The 19,152-nt window shown below is 61.4% G+C and carries 15 protein-coding genes; 4 read left to right on the forward strand and 11 right to left on the reverse strand.

The window, feature by feature from the left end; genetic code table 11:
* Positions 1-497: 497 nt before the first annotated feature.
* The 6 genes from KHO33_RS04290 to KHO33_RS04315 all read right to left on the reverse strand — a co-directional run bounded on the left by KHO33_RS04290 (position 498) and on the right by KHO33_RS04315 (position 7,497).
* Entirely contained in the window at positions 498-2,036 is a 1,539-nt protein-coding gene (locus KHO33_RS04290; RefSeq protein WP_200561487.1) for an efflux transporter outer membrane subunit, read from the reverse strand.
* Positions 2,033-3,109 (reverse strand): HlyD family secretion protein, encoded by a 1,077-nt coding sequence (locus KHO33_RS04295; RefSeq protein ID WP_200561488.1) that lies wholly within the window; start codon positions 3,107-3,109, stop codon positions 2,033-2,035. Before KHO33_RS04295 ends, KHO33_RS04290 begins: the two co-directional genes overlap by 4 nt.
* A gap of 12 nt (positions 3,110-3,121) precedes the next feature.
* Positions 3,122-4,669 carry an MFS transporter gene (locus KHO33_RS04300; RefSeq protein ID WP_200561490.1) on the reverse strand — a complete coding sequence of 516 codons (1,548 nt, stop codon included), beginning with the start codon at positions 4,667-4,669 and terminating at the stop codon, positions 3,122-3,124.
* Positions 4,670-4,743: 74 nt separating this feature from the next.
* A complete protein-coding gene (locus KHO33_RS04305) occupies positions 4,744-5,427 on the reverse strand; it encodes an antibiotic biosynthesis monooxygenase family protein (protein WP_054034894.1) in 684 nt (227 codons plus the stop codon).
* A 275-nt stretch (positions 5,428-5,702) separates the two neighbouring features.
* Positions 5,703-6,260 (reverse strand): G/U mismatch-specific DNA glycosylase, encoded by a 558-nt coding sequence (gene mug, locus KHO33_RS04310; protein WP_200561492.1) that lies wholly within the window; start codon positions 6,258-6,260, stop codon positions 5,703-5,705.
* Between the two features lie 214 nt (positions 6,261-6,474).
* On the reverse strand, positions 6,475-7,497 hold the full coding sequence (locus tag KHO33_RS04315; protein ID WP_200561494.1) for a GlxA family transcriptional regulator: 1,023 nt from the start codon (positions 7,495-7,497) through the stop codon (positions 6,475-6,477).
* A gap of 421 nt (positions 7,498-7,918) precedes the next feature.
* Here KHO33_RS04315 and KHO33_RS04320 point away from each other — a divergent pair, with 421 nt between their 5' ends.
* From KHO33_RS04320 to KHO33_RS04335, 4 genes are all read left to right on the forward strand, one after another.
* Positions 7,919-10,765, forward strand: a complete 2,847-nt coding sequence (locus tag KHO33_RS04320; protein ID WP_200561496.1) for a 2-oxoglutarate dehydrogenase E1 component — start codon at positions 7,919-7,921, stop codon at positions 10,763-10,765.
* A 110-nt stretch (positions 10,766-10,875) separates the two neighbouring features.
* A complete protein-coding gene (locus tag KHO33_RS04325) occupies positions 10,876-11,811 on the forward strand; it encodes a LysR family transcriptional regulator (protein WP_200561498.1) in 936 nt (311 codons plus the stop codon).
* A 165-nt stretch (positions 11,812-11,976) separates the two neighbouring features.
* Positions 11,977-12,348, forward strand: coding sequence for a YciI family protein (locus KHO33_RS04330; protein WP_054040106.1), 372 nt, complete (start codon positions 11,977-11,979; stop codon positions 12,346-12,348).
* The gene (locus KHO33_RS04335) at positions 12,345-13,613 is read left to right on the forward strand and encodes an RNA polymerase sigma factor (RefSeq protein WP_200561500.1); all 1,269 of its coding nucleotides are present in this window, start codon (positions 12,345-12,347) and stop codon (positions 13,611-13,613) included. The genes KHO33_RS04330 and KHO33_RS04335 overlap by 4 nt, the downstream gene beginning before the upstream one ends.
* A 56-nt stretch (positions 13,614-13,669) precedes the next feature.
* On the opposite strand, the gene KHO33_RS04340 is transcribed toward KHO33_RS04335, so the two are convergent.
* The 5 genes from KHO33_RS04340 to KHO33_RS04360 all read right to left on the reverse strand — a co-directional run bounded on the left by KHO33_RS04340 (position 13,670) and on the right by KHO33_RS04360 (position 19,011).
* Positions 13,670-14,524 carry an urea carboxylase-associated family protein gene (locus KHO33_RS04340; RefSeq protein ID WP_054040108.1) on the reverse strand — a complete coding sequence of 285 codons (855 nt, stop codon included), beginning with the start codon at positions 14,522-14,524 and terminating at the stop codon, positions 13,670-13,672.
* A gap of 111 nt (positions 14,525-14,635) precedes the next feature.
* Positions 14,636-15,310, reverse strand: a complete 675-nt coding sequence (locus KHO33_RS04345; RefSeq protein WP_093635085.1) for a GntR family transcriptional regulator — start codon at positions 15,308-15,310, stop codon at positions 14,636-14,638.
* Positions 15,311-15,318: 8 nt separating this feature from the next.
* Complete coding sequence (locus KHO33_RS04350) at positions 15,319-16,845, reverse strand: amino acid ABC transporter permease/ATP-binding protein (protein WP_200561502.1); 1,527 nt, start codon at positions 16,843-16,845, stop codon at positions 15,319-15,321.
* Positions 16,846-16,920: 75 nt separating this feature from the next.
* Positions 16,921-17,790, reverse strand: a complete 870-nt coding sequence (locus KHO33_RS04355; protein WP_200561504.1) for a transporter substrate-binding domain-containing protein — start codon at positions 17,788-17,790, stop codon at positions 16,921-16,923.
* Between the two features lie 291 nt (positions 17,791-18,081).
* Complete coding sequence (locus KHO33_RS04360) at positions 18,082-19,011, reverse strand: LysR family transcriptional regulator (protein WP_200561505.1); 930 nt, start codon at positions 19,009-19,011, stop codon at positions 18,082-18,084.
* Positions 19,012-19,152: the final 141 nt, after the last annotated feature.

Below are 19,152 nucleotides of genomic sequence, written 5' to 3' on the forward strand. Positions count from 1 at the left end.
GGCCTGGTGACGGGATCCGTGACGATGAATGCGCTTCGTAATTGGCGGTAACGTTTTGTCGAGGTGGCCTCGCGAAATAGCGCGTACGGCGAATCGCCGACGGCCGCGAAGGCCTTGCTGACAGACCGTGTATTGCTCACGTTCGCCTTGGTGGAAGCGGCTGGACAACCATTGAGACCAAGCATGGCATCAATGTACCCAAGGCGCGCAAGGCTTGAGTTACCGGAGTGATACATGTTGGGGTCTGAAAGACTCCGTCGGGAGTCTTTCGGCCCGCAGCCGGCGGCAATGAACCGGCGATCGTAGGGGTGTTCTTTGGGCGGGGGGCGTAGCGAGCGGGAAGGTGCGTTGAAAGCTTTTTGAAATTATCTGCGCGGAAGTTCAAGACGAGGTCCGCGACGCTCGGACTCAGCGACAAGACGGACCTCAGGGAAGGCAGTATGGGTAACAGATTTCACGCTGACGGAAATGACCGCTGACGAAGAGGCGAAACTACGTCAATGGATGCCGTCCTGTTTGGCATAGGTTGACTCCCACCCGCCGCCGAGCACCTTGCACAGCGTGATGAGGTTAGCGTCGGCGTCGGCCCTGCTTTGCTCAAGCTTGCTCTCTGCGTCGAGCAACTGCTTCTGCACGTTAAGTACGTCGAGAAAATCGACCGCGCCTGCCTTGTACCGTTGCTGCGCAATCGAAAGCGCACGCTGGTTCAGGCTCACCACCGCCGTCAGGCGATCGCGTCGCCGCTGTTCAGCGTCATAGACGACGAGCGCATCGTCCACCTCGCGCCACGCCTCGAGTACGGTACGTTTGTAGACAATCGCAGCCTCCTGCTGTTGTGCCTCGCGCAAATGGAGCGTTCCTTTGAGGCGCCCGCCTTCGAATATGGGAAGCGTGATCGACGGTCCGACGACAAACTGGCCGGACGCCCAGTCGGCGAGATTCGAGAGCTGAAGGCTCTGGAACCCCGCGCTGCCGTTCAGCGATATGCGTGGATAGAAGTCGGCTTTGGCCATGCCGATCGTCGCCGTGGCCGCGTGCAGTTGAGCCTCTGCTTTTCTGATGTCGGGTCTGCGCTGCACCAGCTCCGACGGAAATCCGATGGGCACCTGTTCAGGCAGCGCCGGTACATCGTGCGACTCGCCGAGCGTTTGCTGTAGCGCGCCCGGTTCCTTGGCCAGCAGTACGCCAATTGCATTGATCGTGGTCTCGCAACGCGATTCAAGCGTGGGGATCAGGCTTTCGATCGACTCCGCCTGTGCCATCGCGTTGGCCACGTCCAGGTCCGTAGTGACGCCCTCGTGCACCCGGGTTTGCGTGAGCCTCGTGGCGTCGTGAGCGATTTCAAGGTTCTGCTTCGCTATCTGAAGGAGAGCCTGTGTGTCGCGCAACTGAATATAGTCTCGCGCGAGTTCAGCGCGCGCGGACAACAGAATCGCATTGCGGTCCTCGTATGAGGCATCGGACAGCGCCGTTGCAGCCTCGACACCACGTCGCGCCCGACCCCAGATGTCGAGTTCCCAAGATGAATCGAAACCGAACTGGTAGAGGTTGTAAGCGGGCGAGCCCTTGGCGCCCGGCAACGGGGCCACGCCAAGCGGCGTGCCGCCTGACGCCGACTGCGCCTGGCTTCCTGTCGGGGTGGTGCCGAGCAATGACAGAATGCCGTTCGGACTGCCGCGCTCGCGGTCATAGGATGCGGCGCCGTCCAGCGTCGGATACTCTTCGGCACCGGCGATCCGTTGCTCGGCCCGGCTTTGCCGCAGACGTGCGGACGCTGCCGCCACGTCGAGGTTCGCGTCCGCCAGTTGTTGTTCAAACGAGTCCAGCACGGGGTCGTTAAACAGCTTCCACCATTCTTGACTGAACTCGGATTCGACTGCTTTGCTGGGCGCTTGCGCAGACTGGGTGCGGTTAAACACATCTGGCGTAGTTGTCTGCGGAGGTTCGAAGTTCGGGCCCACAGTACAGCCGGCCATCACGAGGCACGCCAGCATAAACAGCGCTAACTCGCGGAGGGAGAATTCGCTCGCTTTCATTTTTTGTCTCCCCCTTCTGTGCGGGTATCGGCATGCTTGCCGACGGCGACCTCCGTTTCGACAGAAAGTCCCACGCTCAGCACAGACGCGGCTTGCTGTCCGCGGTCAATGGTGATCTTCACAGGCACGCGTTGGACGACCTTGGTGAAGTTGCCCGTTGCGTTGTCGGGTGCGATCGGCGCGAAGCTCACGCCGGTTGCGGGGGCAAGACTATCCACATGCCCTTTGATCACCTCGCCTGGAAAGCTGTCGACCTTGATACGCACGGCGTCGTCGGGCCGCATTCTGGCGAGCTGGTTTTCCTGAAAGTTGGCGACGATATAGGCATCCGACAGCGGGACGATCGCGAGCAGCGGCGCGCCGGGCGTAACGAATGCGCCGACCCGCGCCGAACGTCGTCCCACCTTGCCGTCGATGGGCGCGCGAATCTCCGTATAGGACAGGTTGAGCTTTGCCTGTTCGAGCGCGGCCTCGGCGTGCGCCAACGCGCCTGCAGCCTTGTCGCGCTGAGTACGCAGAACATCGAGGTTCTGCTCAGTCGCCAGAAAAATAGCCTGATTGCGGGACTGCTGCGCGAGTTGCTCGGCCAGTGCGCTCGTAGCATGCTGTTGCTCCTGCGTGGTTCCCGCGCCGGCTTCCGAGAGATTCTGGTAGCGCGAGGCATTCGCTCGCGCAAACTCGAGTGCAGCAGCATCTGAGCGAAGCGTGGCACGCGCCTGATCGACGAGCGCGGGTTGCCGTGCGATCTCGGCATCGTAGTTCGCGACCGATGCGGTTGCTGCCGCTACGTCCGCTTGCGCACTCATCAAGGCGGCGCGGAAGTCGCGGTCATCGATACGCACCAATAATTGTCCAGCTTTCACCTGCTGGTTGTCTTCTACGAGTACCTCTGACAGTTGGCCCGCAACGCGTGGCGCTACCAGCGTGAAATCGGCCGTCACGTAGGCATCGTTCGTGGTCTCGCTATTCGAGTTGGCAAACAGCCGTGTGCCGGCCAATACGGCTACGGCGAGTATGACCACATACGCGGCAAGACGAATTGTTTTGGGAGAAAAACGGGTAACGGATGACATATCTATCTCCGCTTAGCGGGAAGAGGGAGGCGTAGTACTCCATGGCGGATAAATGCGCACGGGTAACACCGGAATAACGAAAAGGAAGGCGACGGCGATAGCTGCCATCACGCGATAAAGATCCGCCGATGTCAGCACTACGGCCTGCTCGTGGATCCGATGCGCGAGTTCACCGAGGCCATGAACCGCATCGATGCTTTGGCCCGCAACCAACGTGTTGTTGCCCAAGCGGTCCACGAGCATGCTCGAATGAAAATGCTCGCGCGTCGTACCCAGTCCTTCGATGAGACCGGTTGCCGCAGCGCCAGTAAACGTTTTGAGCGTGTTGAACATGGCCGAAGCAAACGGACCTTCCGTTGGCGGCAAGCCTGTCGTTACGCCCATCAGGATCCCCATGATCACCATCGGTTGCGCAACGATCTGTAACGACTGAAGCCAGTAGAAGTTCTCGCGAATCCACTCGGAGGTCATGAAACTCCCCATGAAGCACGAGGTGGCCATCAGCGAAAGTCCAATGGCCATGATCCAGCGATGGTCGACCTGCCGCAGGTTCAGGACGGCGGCGGTCGCAGGCAGCGCAATCAACAGGGGAATGGCGACCAGCAAAGACAGCGGCGTGGTTTGCAGCGGCCTGTAACCGTGAATCTGTGCGAGATACTGGCCGGGTATGGCGGCAACGCCCACCAGCAGCACAACTGCGCCTACGAGTGTCAGGAGTCCGTGTGCGAAGTTCCGGCGGGACAGCAGTTGCAGTTTGAAAAACGGCAGCGGATGAAACCACTCGTTGACAAGAAACGCCGCGAACAAAAGCGCCCCGCCATAAAACATCGTGGAGATAAACGTGGAATTCAGCCAGTCAAGGCGGTCCCCCTGCAGAAGGCCAATGACGAGCATGGCTATGGCGGGGTACCCCAGGATGAATCCGCTCCAGTTAAACAAGCGGAACCGCTCGAGTTTGGTGGGATCGGCCGGAAGTCCCTTGTAAATTGCCACGCAGCTCACTAAGCCAAGCGGCACGATTTGCCAGAAGGCCATTTGCCAACCGACGTATTCGGTCCACAAGGCTGCGAGCGGCGTGCCGAGCGCCGGGCCGAAGGTCGCAGTCAGCGCATAACCTGCGAGTCCGTATAACTTGATTTTCGGTGGCAGATAGCGGAGTGCCACGATGATCAGCATCGGCGGCAGACATCCGCCGGCCACGCCCTGCAGCGCACGCAACACATAAAGCGTATGCAGGTTCGGCGCAAACGGACACAGGAATCCAAGCAACATCACGGCCAGCACGGCGCCGATCGTGAATCGCTTCAGTGTGAACGTCATCCCAAACCACGGAGCAAATACCATCGTGGCTACGTTTGCAGCCTCGAAGAGCGTGGTCAGCCACGTCCCGTCGTCACGTCCGATCGAGAACGCACCGCGAATATCAGTCAGCGCCACCGCGGTGACCTGTTCGTTCAATATCGCCAGCAGCGACGCCAGCAACATTCCGATCAGGCCGATCGCAAGACGAAGCGGCAGCTTTGCTTCCGCGGACGTCTGCTGTACAGGCGTCTCTGTCATGCGTACAGAAACCGGCGCCGGCGATTGTGCGAGCTTCGGTTCTCGCGCGCCGGCTGTCCGTGGGTTGGCGGCGTTCATAAGGGTCTGGCCTCGGGCTGCGCCTCTGCAAAGTATTGAGGCGCCTCGCGACGATCGAACATTCCGTACTCCCGGACGATACGGATGTGCCGCAGGCGTACGCCTGCCGGCAGAGCCGCATTGCGCTCAAAGGCTTCAGCGGCTTCCAGGTCGGCCCATGTCGCCACCGCGATGACGTCGCCGGGCGTCAGCAGCGCGTCGAACGCATCCCACGCAAGGAGGCTGGATGCCTCTGTATCTAGTCCGAGCGACTTCGCGACTGCCTCTGCACCTGCTTGCTTGACCCAGTCCGGCGCGTACTTCGCGTCGAGCAGCGTGACGGCCTTACCCATTCCCGCTTCGGTGGTGTCGAGGCGTTGCTCGACCAAGGTCTGCCCCGCAGGCAAGCGCGTATCCGCAACGGTCTGGCCAATGCGCAGGCGGTAGTCCGCAAACACACGATCACGCGCCGCCTGTTGCACCTTGTGATGGTTCGCCGTCACTCGCCAGCGTATCAGCGACTTTTCATCGCGCCAGCTCGATAGCGAGAGCAGCCATCCCTGGCGCGTCAGACTGGCGTAGCGGGTGTTGTCGACGAAGCCGTCGATCGTTTCGAGCTCGGGGCGCAGCATCTTCGCCATGCCGAGATAGGCGTCGAATTGTTCGACTTCTGGATTGACTTCAAGCATTGCAGAAAACATGGATTCCCTCGTCTGGGTGAGGATGCCTAATGATGTGGCGGCACTTGCGGCACTTGCGGCGCAGTGGTGATGGCGATCTTGCGGCGCGCGTCCGTACCCTGCATCGGGCGATCAGTCGATTGATTAACTGGCGACTGCCGCGCGATGCGTTACATCATTGTCGGAGATGGACCGAGGTTCTTAAAGTCCAGGTAGGCCGCGTATTGGGCCATTTCATGCGGGAAATTTGCCAGGCCCCTCAGGGATGCCTTGGCAACGCACCGATCAGGAAAATTTCACTGAGGTGGAGTATCGCGAAGGGCTGAACCGGCCGGCGCGACTGCAAGCCGAAGTTCGCGGTAAGCCGTCACTAGCGCGTCCAGGCTGAAGGTCCGGTTCAGGCCGCTGGGATTTGGCAGCACCCATGCGCGGGCGCCACCGAACGTTGCGGGTTGTAGGCCCCAGTGAATGTCGCGCGTGTCCGTCATTGCGGAGAGCGCCATCTTCCCGAGGAAGGCAACGCATTGCGGCGCATATCGTTCAATCTTCCGCTCGAATTCTGTTGCAGCCGCTTTGAACTCCCACTGTGATAGTTCGTCGGCTCGTGCGGTTGGACGCGACACGACGGTTGTCAGGCCACAACCGAACTGCAGGAGCGTGCGATCGTCCTCAGGAGAAATCTGTTCAGGAGTAAAACCCGCCAGATGAACGACCCGCCAGAACCGATTGCCTCTGCCGGCAAAGTGGCGCCCGGTGGTTGCCGCAAGGGCGCCCGGATTGATTCCGCAAAACACCACCGATAAACCCGGTTCAAGGAGGTCAGGAAGACATTGAAGTGGATCGGAGTGAGTCACGGATGGTGTGCGCCTTGATTGGGAGGGCTTCCTGGGAGAGACCCCCGCAAGCGCAACAGTTTGAGCCACCGCGTCAGAGCGGGCAAGCCACAGGAGGCTCGATTCCAGGTCAAACGTGCCCGGATTCTGGCCAACGACGTTACATACCTGCGCCTCTCCGCGTGAGAGGCGCTTCTCCAGGCCCGGCCGGCCTCGGGAAGACCGGAAAGCTATCTCACGCTTCCATCTCGGCTATTTCGAGTTCCTCGTTGACATCGCTGGAAGTCAACTGCTGCGTGCCTGCCGTACCACGGAATCGTTGGCGATACTGTCTCGGCGTTACATTGAGCCGTCGGAAGAAAATTGCTCGCATATGCGTGGCGCTATGAAAACCGCAGTTGAACGCCACGGTCTTGAGCGGCGCATCGGTTTCTTCGAGCAGCTTCCTCGCCGTGTCAACACGAACCTGTTCGACAAACGCGGACGGCGTCACCTTTGCATACTTCGAAAACAGCCGCGAGAAGGTACGCCGGCTGACTGAAACCGCGCTCGCAAGCTGTTCGATTGATAGCGTATCGGTGATGTGCTCGGTCACGTATCCGAGCACCTTGCTGACGATCGGATCCTGGTCCTTCCGTACGCCAACGTAAGGGCTGTATTGAGACTGCCCGCCTTCTCGCTGGATATAGACGACCAGACGCTTCGCAACCCGCACCGCAAGCTCGTGCCCCCAGTCCTCCGCCACGAGCGATAGACACAGGTCGATGCCTGCCGTCACGCCGGCAGACGTAAAGAGGCGCCCGTCGCGGATGAAAATCCTGTCGGGCTGCACACACGCCTGCGGAAACTCGTCAGTGAGACGGTCCGCATCGGCCCAGTGGGTCGTCACTTCCTTGCCGTCGAGCAGTCCGGCGTGCGCGAGCACGAATGCGCCGTTGCAAACGGAGCCAAACCGCGCCGCGCCGCGCGCCTGGTCCTGCAACCATGTCAGAAACTCTCTTCGTGGCTGGGCATCAGGCAACTGCGGTCCTCCTGCTATCAACAGCAGGTCGAATGGCGTGTCGAACTCTGCGTAGCCGTAAGGAACCGAGAGTCCCATCCCGTTCGAGCAGGCCACGGTGCCCGCCTCATATCCGACGAGAGAGACCTGATAGCGCTGATGCTCAGGCAGGAACGTGTTTGCTTCCGCGAACACGTCAAGGGGGCCAGCGACATCCAGCGCCTGCACACCGTCGAATATAACAATGCCGACTTTCATGCCGTGACCCTCATTGATTGTAAGCACGCCACCGTTGGGACGACTTCGCGCCGCCCGGTGGGTGGCTTGCCTGCCGATTCGCGATACAAATTTGCCTTCGATGCGCGCAAGTCTATAAGCGAAGCGCGGCCGGATAAAGCGTCTGCGCTGAAAGTCACTTGTTACATGGAGGATGGGTATGCAACCCGGGAAGCCGGGCAACGGCCTGCGCACGTGTGATGCGAGGGTCGCGTCATGCTCCGCGCACTGTTCATGGCCGACGCGCATGCCGATCGCTGCTACGTGGCCCAAATCTCATCCCGATTGGCCTGGCACCGCGCCATCCGCGTATTCCAGTTGCCGTGCCGACTATCTATTCTTGATCTCACCAATGCGGCCATGTCGACGTTCGGACCTGGCGCCAATCGAGGACGGATTCATCATGCTAATGCAGAAACATCAAAGCTCTTTCCTGTTCGGGGGAAACGCCCCCTATGTCGAGGAGCAGTACGAACTTTACCTCGCTGACCCGGCGTCGGTCGCCGATGAGTGGCGCGCCTATTTCGACGCATTGCGTGAAACCCCCGCCATCGACGGGAGTGACCGCGATGACGAGCCGCACGCGCCTGTTGTTTCCAGCTTCGTCGATCTCGGCAAGCGGTCGCGCGCCACCGGGATGACGCGCGATGACGGTCTTGCGATCGCCAGAAAACAGGTGGCGGTGCAGTCACTGATTGCTGCGTTCCGCATGGTCGGCACGCGCAAGGCGAAACTGGACCCGCTGCTGTGGACTGCGCCGCAGGCTTCGGTCGAACTCACACCAACGTTCTACGGCTTGTCGGCAGCAGACATGTCCACGCGATTCAGTACGGCCGACACATTTCTGTTTGACGAAGACGCAACGTTGCACGATATCGTCGCAGCGCTCGAAGAGACGTATTGCGGCACGCTGGGCGCCGAGTTCATGCATCTGACCGATGCCAGCGAGCGGCGTTGGTGGCAGATGCGGCTTGAGTCAACACGCGCAAGACCTTCGTTTTCAGTTGCGGAGAAAAATCGGATTCTCGAGCGCCTGACGGCCGCCGAAGGACTGGAGAAGTACCTTCACACCCGTTATGTCGGGCAAAAGCGATTCTCACTCGAAGGCGCGGAATCGTTGATCGTGCTGCTGGACGAACTCGTGCGCTATGGCGCGTCGAAGAAAGTCAGCACCGTGGTGATGGGTATGGCGCACCGCGGCCGTTTGAACGTCCTGATCAACATTGCCGGCAAGTCTTTGCGCGCGCTTTTTGACGAGTTCGACGGCAAGGATGGGGAGCATCTTCCGGCAGGCGACGTCAAGTACCACAAGGGCTATAGCAGTGTCACGCAGACGAGCGACGGACCGGTCGAAGTCGTGCTGGCATTCAATCCCTCACATCTGGAAATCGTCAACCCGGTGGTGCAGGGCATGGCACGCGCCAAAGGGGAAGCGTCAGGTGCAGGAGACGGCAGTGACGTGCTGCCCGTCGAAATTCACGGCGATGCGGCGATGTCCGGGCAAGGTGTCGTGATGGAGACGTTGAATCTTTCGTACACCCGCGGACACGGTACCGGCGGAACCGTCCACGTCGTCGTCAACAACCAGATCGGCTTTACGACCTCGGATCCGCGCGATACGCGCTCGTCGTTCTATTGCACGGACGTCGCGAAGATGATCGAGGCACCGGTGCTGCACGTCAACGCCGACGACCCCGAAGCGGTGGCCATGGCAGTGCGGCTCGCGCTCGACTATCGCAGCGCTTTCAGGCGCAGCGTAGTCATCGATCTCGTCTGCTTCCGCAAGCACGGACATCAGGAGCAGGACACGCCCAGCATCACGCAGCCCCTCATGTACGGCTCGATCGCCAGCCATCCAGGCGCGAGGACCGTTTACGCTGAACAGTTGATTCAGGAGGGCGTGGTGACGTCCGTACAGGTCAGCGACTACGTCAACGCCTATCGCGACGGTCTCGAGCTTGCGCGCAAAAGCGAGGCGCCTTCGGCCTCCGTCCAGCCAGACGAAATGCCGGCATGGCCGAAGTTTCTCGAGGACTATGCCGGCCCCGTCCACTATGGTCCTCCGTTGCCCGCGCAGGTGCGTGCATGGGCGCGGCAGATATCGACCGTGCCGGACGGTGTTGAACTCCATCCACTAGTCGGCAAGATGATGGCTGCACGCCACGAGATGGCGGCCGGAAGAAAACCGATCGATTGGGGGATGGGCGAACACCTGGCATTCGCCTCGCTGCTGGCCGCTGGAGTGGATGTGCGCTTGAGCGGGCAGGACAGCGCGCGGGGGACGTTCAACCACCGTCACGCCGTTCTGCACAATCAAAAACGGACGAGCCGGTCGGAAGGCGTGTACATCCCGCTCGATCACGTCGACGAAGCACGAGGCCGGTTTACCGTGACGAATTCCATTCTCTCGGAGGCGGCCGTTCTGGCCTTCGAATATGGCTACTCGACGGTGAACCGCAACGCGCTTGTCATGTGGGAGGCCCAGTTTGGCGACTTCGCGAACGGTGCCCAGGTTGTGATCGACCAGTTCATCGCAGCGGGTGCCGCGAAGTGGGGGCAACTCAGCGGTTTGACCCTGCTCCTGCCACACGGGCAGGACGGGCAAGGTCCAGAGCACGCGTCGGCGAGGCTCGAACGATACCTGCAACTCTGCGCGCAAGACAACATGCGAGTCGTCCAGCCGACGACGCCTGCACAACTGTTTCATTTACTGAGGATGCAAGCGGTCGTGTTCGATCGCCGGCCGCTCGTCGTGATGACGCCGAAGTCGCTGTTGCGTCATCCGGAAGCAGTGAGCACGCTCGACGAGTTGGCCAGGGGCGCGTTCCGTGAGGTCCTGGGCGACACACAGGTCGAGCCGTTGCGGGCGTCGAGCGTGGAGCGCGTCATCGTATCTTCGGGTAAGGTCTACTTCGAACTGCTCGAGCACCGCCGCACGTCTGGCGTTGTGGATGTGCCGCTCATCCGTGCCGAACAGTTGTATCCGTTTCCGTCCCGGCAACTGGCGGCGGAATTTGCGCGCTATCCGAATCTGAAGACGGTGGTCTGGTGTCAGGAGGAATCGCGCAACCAGGGTGCATGGAGTTTCATCGAGCCGCAGTTGCGTGAGATTCTGCCTTCGACCGCGCAACTGCAGTATGCGGGACCGCTCGCATCCGCATCGACTGCGCCGGGTTACCACGCGGCGCACGCGGCAAGACAGGCGGCGCTTATTTCGAGTGCATTTGCGGAGTATGCGAGCCAGTCATGAACCGAAACTCAAACGTTGTTTCAGGCGCCTTCCGGGAAGCATCGCTTGCCGGCGAATCGATGTCGGGCGCCGGTACTGTATTCGGTTCGAGAACGACATAACAGCAAACGATGGACAAGATTTCCGCAATGAAGGTGTACGTGAAGGTGGTCGAAGCGACCACCTTCACGAGGGCTGCCGAAGTTCTGCATACGTCGGCAGTCTATGTGACCCGTATGGTTCAGGCCCTTGAGTCGGATCTGGGCGTGAAACTGCTTATCCGAACAACCCGCCGGAGCAAGCCGACCGATGCGGGCCTTCGCTATTACGAACGTTGCGTCGCGCTGCTTCGGGATCTGGATGAAATGGACGCGGATGCTCAGGCTTCCAGGGGAAACAAAAGCGGAATAGTTCGCGTCAGCATGCCCTCGCTCGTCGCGAAGTCGACTGTTATCCCGGAGCTGCCGAAATTTTTCGCCAGCAATCCGGATATTCGACTGGACATCCGCATTGCCGATCAACACTCTGATCTGATCGAGGAGGGGCTCGACTGTGCTGTGCGCGTGGGAGCGGTGAGCGAGCCTGGACTGGTCGCCAAAACGGTGGGTCATTACAAAACGCTAACATACGCGTCGCCCGAATATATCCAGGCCCATGGTGAACCTTCCACCCTGGATGACCTCAGCGATCATGTCGGCGTGAATTACGCCATGAAGTCAGGCCGTATCAGAAGTTGGGAATTTCTCGAGGGGAACGAACTCCGTTCTGTTCCGCTGAAGAGCGCGATCCTGGTTAACGACGCAGATACCTATGTGGCGTGTGGGCTTGCGGGCCTCGGATTGATACAGGGGAGCACTTTCATTCTCGACGCTCATGTGCGAGCCGGCCGATTGAGAAAAGTTCTGAGGGACTATCCGTTGAATCCTCGTCCTGTGTCCGTTGTGTATATGCCTAATCGAACCAAGCCGCGGCGGGTCGACATTTTTATCGACTGGTTAGTTGATTTGTATTCGATTCACCTCCAGATCGAATCGCAAGTGATAGATTTGTTGCAAGCGAACCTGTGATCCGAAAAGTGACCGTGCGCAGGGCCCTCGACGGAGGCGAAAAATAAGGGTGGATGCACCGTCCGCAATTTTTCGCCACCACCTGTCCGTTAGCACGCCGCCCGAGCGTCATTGTCATGGCGGCCCGATATGTTCACCCGCCCTAACCCCATGACGGAGGCTCATATGCAATACCTATTGATGATCTATTCGGAAGAAAACGGCTGGAACAAGATGACCGACAGCGAGCGGCAGCAAGGCGTCGCCGCGTATCACGCGTACACCGAGTCGCTGAAGAAAGCGGAGGTGCTGGTGGGCGCCAACCGGCTGCAGAACACGAATTCGGCCACCACGGTGCGGCTCGTCGACGGCAAGCCGCAGGTGCTCGACGGACCGTATTCGGATTCGAAGGAGCAGCTCGCCGGCTACTACCTGATCGACGTGCCCAACCTGGACGCGGCTATCGCGTGGGCATCGCGTTGTCCAGGCGCGGCGCACGGCCTCATGGAAGTGCGACCGGTCTGGACTGCCCCCTACGACGCGCCATCTGCTGTATGAGTCCGTCCGGCGGCGGCCGCGAAGCTGACGGCGCCGAGCGTTCGATTGCCGAGGCGGTCGCTCGCCGCAGTTACGGCAAGCTCGTCGCGCTGCTGGCGATGCGCACGCGCGACGTCGCCGCCGCCGAGGACGCGCTCGCCGACGCGTTTGCGGCCGCGCTCGCGGACTGGCCCGAGCGCGGTTGCCCCGCGAATCCCGAAGCGTGGCTGATGACGGTTGCGCGCCGCCGGGCGATCGATGGCGCGCGCCATCGGCATGTCGGCGACGAAGTGGTGAACCAGCTCGCGATCCTCTCCGACGAGATCGACGAGCATGAAGCAGGCGTGTTGCCCGACCGGCGGCTTGCGCTGCTGTTCGCGTGCACGCACCCCGCGCTCGAGGCCGCGATTCGCACGCCGTTGATGCTGCAGGTGGTGCTGGGGCTCGAAGCGAAGACGATTGCGTCCGCGTTCCTGACGTCGCCCGCAGCGATGAGCAAGCGCCTCGCGCGGGCGAAGAACAAGATCCGCGAAGCGGGCATTCCGTTCAGCGTGCCCGAGCGCGAGGAGTTGCCCGGCCGGCTCGCTGCCGTGCTGGAAGCGGTCTATGCGGCGTACGCGGAAGGGTGGACCGAGCCGGTCGGCGGCGACACCGAGCGGCGCGACCTCGTCGGCGAGGCGCTGTTTCTTGCACAAGTGCTCATCGAGTTGCTGCCCGAGGAACCAGAGGCGCTGGGTCTGCTCGCGCTAATGCTGTATGCGCAGGCGCGGCGCGATGCGCGACGCGATGCGGCTGGCGACTACGTGCCGCTGTCGGCTCAGGATCCGGCGACATGGAACACGCCGATGATCGACGCAGCCAACGCACTGCTGCGACGCGCGAGTACATTCAACGCAATTGGACGCTTTCAGCTCGAAGCCGCGCTGCAGTCGGCACACATTTACCGCTGTCAGACGCATCGGCCGAACTGGGACGAGATCGTGCAGCTCTACGATGCGCTGCTCGCGATCGCGGCGTCGCCAGTGGTTGCGGTGAACCGTGCGCTCGCCCTGGCGGAACGGGACGGCCCGCAGGCGGCGCTCGACGCGCTCGCGCCATATGCGGACGATCCGCGGCTGGCCGACTACCAGCCGTACTGGGCCGCGCGCGCCGATCTGCTCGCGCGTGCCGGCGCAACGGCCGAAGCGCTCGGTGCGTACGACCTCGCGATCGGACTCGAGCGCGATCCGGCCGTGCGTCGGTTCCTGCAGCGCAAGCGCATCGAGCTGTCATCGGCGAGAAGTTAGATCGACGCGTTGCGTTTGCCACACGAGCCTGCAAGCCTTGTGCTGATGCGGAATGCTCAACACCCACACTTCCACTGCGGCTGCTGCAACGTCATCCCATGCTGCCCCTTGTACGCGGCAACTGCGGGCGAGGTCCATCCCTCCAGCATCTGCGGAGCGAGCCGGTAGATCTCGATGCCGAGCGGACGGCATACCTCTAGCGGATCGCGCGCGTCCGGCCCCCACATCGGCAACGAGAGATCTCCGCCTGGGCACGTCGACAACGCGCAAAGCAGGTCAATCTCCGCGAAAAATTCGAGGTAATCCCCCTTCTTTGCGGGACATGCTTTCATGAAGTACTTGTCTTCGAGATTCAGCCCGGTGCACTGGAACACGTTCAGCACGTCGTGCACGTCGTATTCGGTCAAGCCATACGGAGCAATTGCGCGCGTCAGGTTCGAGTGGCAGTGGAAATGGAAATCCTCACCCGTCAGCATGCGGTTCACGTACGGATCACAACGCGTGCCGAGCAGGTCGTGAACGCGGCCGCCATGCTCGTCGACGCCGTAATCGGCGAGGCTGTCGTCAGTGATCGTCACCATGGGGCGCAGGAAGGGTAGCGTCGACCACAAACGGTCGAAGGTGCTCACGTGCGCCTGTTGCAACTGGCGCGTGCGCGAGGCCCACATGCGCTCGCGCGGGTTGTGCAGATTCCACATGTTCAGGTCGGCTACTTGCGGACCTTCAATCGTGACGATGCGAAACACGTGGCCAGCCGGTACGGTCCATGCCTGACCCGAGCGGATGGGCACGACGATCGATTCAACCAGCGTGCGCGTATCGTGTTCGGAGGCGATGCGACCATAAAACGCCTTGTCAGGGTCGAGCGCTGAGCCCTTGGTGGATTGATAGGCGGCGGGGTAATTCAACACGATGGAGACTCCTTGATAAAGCACACGGACAGGATGCGCTTGTCACGCGCTGTCGCCTGTGTGAGCAGTAGCCGTGAATCGGTGGACGAAGCAGGAATGGGAGGCAACGAATCAAAGGTAATCGAGCAGAGCGTGCTCCGATTGCTTCAGGTAACCGGCAAGCGCGGCGCTTGCCTCGGCGGTGCGCCCACTCGCGATCAGTTCGAGAATCTCCTGATCCTTCGCAATCCAGGGACGCTGAAAGCGCCGCTCGTCGGGGGCCGAGGCAAACACAAGACGCAGTTGCGCCAGTATCGTCGTGAAGAATGTGTCGAACAGCGGGCTGCCGAGCAACTGCACGATGCGCCGGTGAAACAGCAGACTGTAGGTGCCGACACTGCGCCAGTCGCCTTCGTCCGCCGCCGCTTGCGCGTGCACGACGGCGTCGCGCATCGCCGCGATTTCATCCTCTTCAATCGGGTCTTCGCGCATCAGGGCTTGCAGTTCGAGCGTGCGCCGCACCCGATAGATGTCGCGCACATCGTGGCGCGTCAGGGTGCGCACGATCACGCCGCGATGCCGGTAATGCACCGCGAGCCCTTCACGGCACAAGAGACGCAGCGCTTCACGCAGCGTGTTGCGCGAGACCTCGTGCGCCTGGGTGAGATCGTTCTCGACGAGTGCGGTGCCAGGCGGCAATTTGCCTTCAATGATCTCGTTGCGGATCGTCGACAGGATCCGGTCCGTGACCGATTGCTCGGGCTCCTGTGCAGCGAGGGGGGTAACAGTTGATTGCGAGGTGGGCATACGGTGTTTTATGCAAGGTGGACGTCTTTGAGGAAGCTGGCGATACGCGAAGTCTTGTCGAGCGTCGCCAGTTCGCGCGGCGGCGCATCGCTCACTATCGTGCCTGCTTCCATGAACACGATGCGGTCTGAAATACGGAACGCAAAGTTGATTTCGTGTGTGACGATAATCATGGTCATGCCTTCCTGGGCAAGTCCCTCGATGACCTTCAGTACTTCGTTGACCAGTTCCGGATCGAGCGCCGACGTCGGTTCGTCGAACAGAACAATCGACGGCTGCATCGCGAGTGCCCGCGCAATCGCGACGCGCTGCTGCTGACCGCCGGACAACTGATGCGGATACTTGTGCGCATGCGCAGCCATGCCTACCTTTGCCAGCAAACGCATGCCGGATTCGTCGAGCGGGGTTCCGGTCAGACGCCCGTGATAGCGTGGCGCGAGCGTCACATTCTGCAGCACAGTCTTGTGCGGAAACAGGTTGAAGCTCTGAAACACCATGCCGATATCGAGGATGCCGCGCATGTACTGCGCGTGCGGCACCTTGCCATGCCTCGCACGGGGCGGCCACAGGAACGCCTTGTCATGCAGCCGCACTTCACCGCCGTCGAGCGTCTCGAGGCCGTTCAGCGTGCGGATCAGCGAGGTCTTGCCCGAACCGGACGGGCCGATGATCGACACCACTTCTCCTGCGCGCACGGTCAAGTCGATCCCCTTGAGCACTTCATGATCGCCGTAGCGCTTGCGGATGCCGATGGCTTCCAGCGAACGCGTCGCGCTGCTTGTCCGCGCGGTACGAACGTCCTTTGCTGCCTGCACGGGCCGCGGTGCTTCCACGGGAATGACAGCGTTCGCAGCCCGTGTGCGGAGCGTGACATCAAGGTGCTTTTCGAGCATTTTCAACGCGTGGCCGAACACCGTGACGATCAGCACATAGTAGAACGAGACGGCCAGCATCGTCTCCAGCACCTTGAAGTTCTGCGTGTACAGGCGTTCGCCGACCAGCAGGATTTCCGCGAGCGAAATGACGGACACGAGCGACGTCAGTTTGACGATCGTAACGTACTCGTTAATGAGCGAGGGCAGCGCGACGCGAAACGCCTGCGGCAACACGATAAGCCGTTGCAGGCCGACAAAGCGGATCCCGAGCGCCTTGCCTGCTTCGAGCTGGCCCTTGTGGAGCGACAGCAGGCCGCCGCGATGGATCTCGGCGATGTAGGCCGCTTCGCTGATCGAAAGCGCCAGCAGGCCGGCCCAGAACGGGTCGGACAACAGGCCGCCCGTCCAGGGCAGCACCTGCGGCAGGTTATAGACAAAGATCAGCAGCACCAGCAGCGGCAGGCTGCGAAAGAGCCAGATGTAGGTGCTGCATGCTACGCGTAGCGGCATGAAAGCAGACTGTTTGCCGAGCGCGAGTGCGAAGCCCGCGACAATGCCGATCAGCCAGGTCGCCGCGCTCAGTTCGACGACGAGCCAGGTGGCTTTCCAGAAGGCGGCGTCGAACAACAGCGAAGCCGTGTAGTGCCAGTCGAATACCATGTGCTTCCCCTTACGACGCGTAGCCGCGAGGGCGCGGGCGAGTGCCCGGCCTCAGGCTGCGCGCGCAACGTGCAGTTAGTTCGATGCCGTGCCGAGCGCCTGGGCAATGTCATTGCCCGTCGGCTCCGCGACGTTGTACTGCTTGAGTAGCGCCTGGTATTCGCCCAGCTGTTTCATCGACGCAAACGCGCTCTTCAATTGGGCCAGCAGCGTGTCATTGCCTTTCTTGACGCCGAGCCCGATGACGACCGGATAGAGCGGGGTTGTCGACGTAATCGCCACGCGTCCGCCGAGCTTGTTGACGGTCATCTGCGCGACGGCCGAGTCTTCGAATTGCGCGTCGACGGCGTGCGAGAGAACGGCCTGGGCCGCTTCCGGCGAAGTCTCGAACTCGCGCACGTCGATTGCGCCGCGGCCGGCAGGCGTACAGACCTGCTTCGACACGTCGTTGAGTTTCGGAATCCACGACGCACCCTTGATCGAGCTCACGCGCTTGCCACACAGATCTTCGGGCTTCTTCGGCTCAAAGCCGGTGTGGCTCAAGGCGAGCAGCGACCCGCCGGTTTTCAGGTAGGGCACGAAGTCGATCTGTTTCGCGCGCTCCGGCGTCACATAGAGCGCCGACGCGATTACGTCGAAGCGATTGGCGTTCACGCCGAGGATCAGATTCGCGAAACGTGTGTCGACGAAGCCGGGCTGGAGCTTCAGATGCCCTGCGAGCTTCGTCATGAACGCGGGATCGAAGCCGGCCGGATCCGCGTCCTGCACGTAGTCGTACGGCGGATACGTCAGATCCGCGCCGATCGTCAGCTTGCCGGGCGCCACGGTCGGCGCGCCGCTCGAGGCGAACGCGTGAGACGCGGCGCATAGCGCGAGCGCGGCGGCGCACTTCGCGATCCGCGGCAGGGAGGGCATGACCGTTTTCAGATGAAGTTGGGCTTTCATGGAGTTCTCGCTCGTCGGGGTGGAGGTAATATACATTGTTGAACAATAGAAAACATATTGTTCAACAATAATTCCTGCATAAGCAGAATCCGAGCCAGGGAAACGACGAGATGGGTAAGCGCGCTGTGATGTGGGTCTGGCGCGGCTGTGCGAGAGATGCCGGCTGGTCTTTAACGGAGGCGTGGCCGCCGTAGGCGCACCGGTTCCGTGCGCCTGCGCGTGTTACTGGCGAACGCGTTCAGGAACGGTGCATTTCGTGGGGAAGAAGGGAGCGTGCCTGCGCGGCGCGACTCACCCGATGCTGCCTGCAAATCTCTCAGCCAACCGCTCCCGCTCGAACGCCTCGACAACGAAATCGACGAACACCCGCGTTTTCGCCGGCAGCAGCGCTCGCGTCGCGTAGTAGATCGAGATCGCCCCAGCGTCCGCGTACCAGCGCGGTAGCAATCGCACGAGTTCCCCCTGCTCAATCGACGACAGCACGTCCGACACGGCCAGCAGCGTCACGCCCAGTCCGAGAATCGCTGCCTCGCGCATCGCTGCCGGGTCGTTGACCATGATGGTCTCGCCGAGTTGTGCGGCCATCTCATCGCCCACCGCGTTACGCATGGTTCGATGACGCACGCGGCCTGTGCGGCTCGAGCGCATCACGATGCCGTCGAGGTCCGCAAGATCGCCGGGATCGGTCGGTGTTAGGCGGCCGGCCATGTAAGCCGGAGACGCGACCGCCACGAGATGCGCGGGCGCCAATGCGCGCGACACGACACCCGGCGCGAGATCAAAACCACCACCGAGCGCCGCGTCGTATCCCTCTTCAATCAGGTCAACCGGCCGGTTCTCGAAGTGCCAATCCGGACGAATCATTGGATAGCGCGCGAGGAACGCCGGCAGCAGCGGCATGACGTACGTGATGCCGAACGTGGGCGCCATGCTGACCTTCAGCACGCCGGCCGGCTCGCTGCGATCGTTCGAGACGGACGCGATTGCCGCCTGCAGCGCATCCAGATTGCTGTCGATTTCCACGAGAAAGCGTTCGCCTGCCTCGGTCAGCGTGAGTTTGCGTGTCGAGCGTTGGAACAGCCGCACGCCGAGATTGCGTTCGAGCAGCGCAACGTTCCGGCTGACCGCTGCGGGCGTCAGCGCAAGGCGCCGCGCAGCCGCGGAGAAGCTGCCCGTTTCGGCGCTGCGGACAAACGACTCGAGGTTGGCGAGGGTTTCCATGCTGGAATCTTAAAGCATCGCTTGAAAATAATTCAAGCGATTCCCGGCTAATCATCAAGCAATAAAGGCGGCAACATTCAGTCACCTAGCCGCGGGAGTGAACCTCAGATGTCCTTCTCCTTGCCGGCTTACCACTTGATT

Origin of the sequence: Paraburkholderia nemoris (genome assembly GCF_905221015.1) — a bacterium.
In the GTDB taxonomy this organism is placed as follows: domain Bacteria; phylum Pseudomonadota; class Gammaproteobacteria; order Burkholderiales; family Burkholderiaceae; genus Paraburkholderia; species Paraburkholderia nemoris.

Excerpts from the sequence above, each read along its gene's own strand:
- KHO33_RS04290 (WP_200561487.1), bottom strand. The coding sequence starts at position 2,036 with ATGAAAGCGAGCGAATTCTCCCTCCGCGAGTTAGCGCTGTTTATGCTG.
- KHO33_RS04295 (WP_200561488.1), bottom strand. The coding sequence starts at position 3,109 with ATGTCATCCGTTACCCGTTTTTCTCCCAAAACAATTCGTCTTGCCGCG.
- KHO33_RS04300 (WP_200561490.1), bottom strand. The coding sequence starts at position 4,669 with ATGACAGAGACGCCTGTACAGCAGACGTCCGCGGAAGCAAAGCTGCCG.
- KHO33_RS04305 (WP_054034894.1), bottom strand. The coding sequence starts at position 5,427 with ATGTTTTCTGCAATGCTTGAAGTCAATCCAGAAGTCGAACAATTCGAC.
- KHO33_RS04315 (WP_200561494.1), bottom strand. The coding sequence starts at position 7,497 with ATGAAAGTCGGCATTGTTATATTCGACGGTGTGCAGGCGCTGGATGTC.
- KHO33_RS04320 (WP_200561496.1), top strand. The coding sequence starts at position 7,919 with ATGCTAATGCAGAAACATCAAAGCTCTTTCCTGTTCGGGGGAAACGCC.
- KHO33_RS04325 (WP_200561498.1), top strand. The coding sequence starts at position 10,876 with ATGGACAAGATTTCCGCAATGAAGGTGTACGTGAAGGTGGTCGAAGCG.
- KHO33_RS04330 (WP_054040106.1), top strand. The coding sequence starts at position 11,977 with ATGCAATACCTATTGATGATCTATTCGGAAGAAAACGGCTGGAACAAG.
- KHO33_RS04335 (WP_200561500.1), top strand. The coding sequence starts at position 12,345 with ATGAGTCCGTCCGGCGGCGGCCGCGAAGCTGACGGCGCCGAGCGTTCG.
- KHO33_RS04345 (WP_093635085.1), bottom strand. The coding sequence starts at position 15,310 with ATGCCCACCTCGCAATCAACTGTTACCCCCCTCGCTGCACAGGAGCCC.
- KHO33_RS04350 (WP_200561502.1), bottom strand. The coding sequence starts at position 16,845 with ATGGTATTCGACTGGCACTACACGGCTTCGCTGTTGTTCGACGCCGCC.
- KHO33_RS04355 (WP_200561504.1), bottom strand. The coding sequence starts at position 17,790 with ATGAAAGCCCAACTTCATCTGAAAACGGTCATGCCCTCCCTGCCGCGG.
- KHO33_RS04360 (WP_200561505.1), bottom strand. The coding sequence starts at position 19,011 with ATGGAAACCCTCGCCAACCTCGAGTCGTTTGTCCGCAGCGCCGAAACG.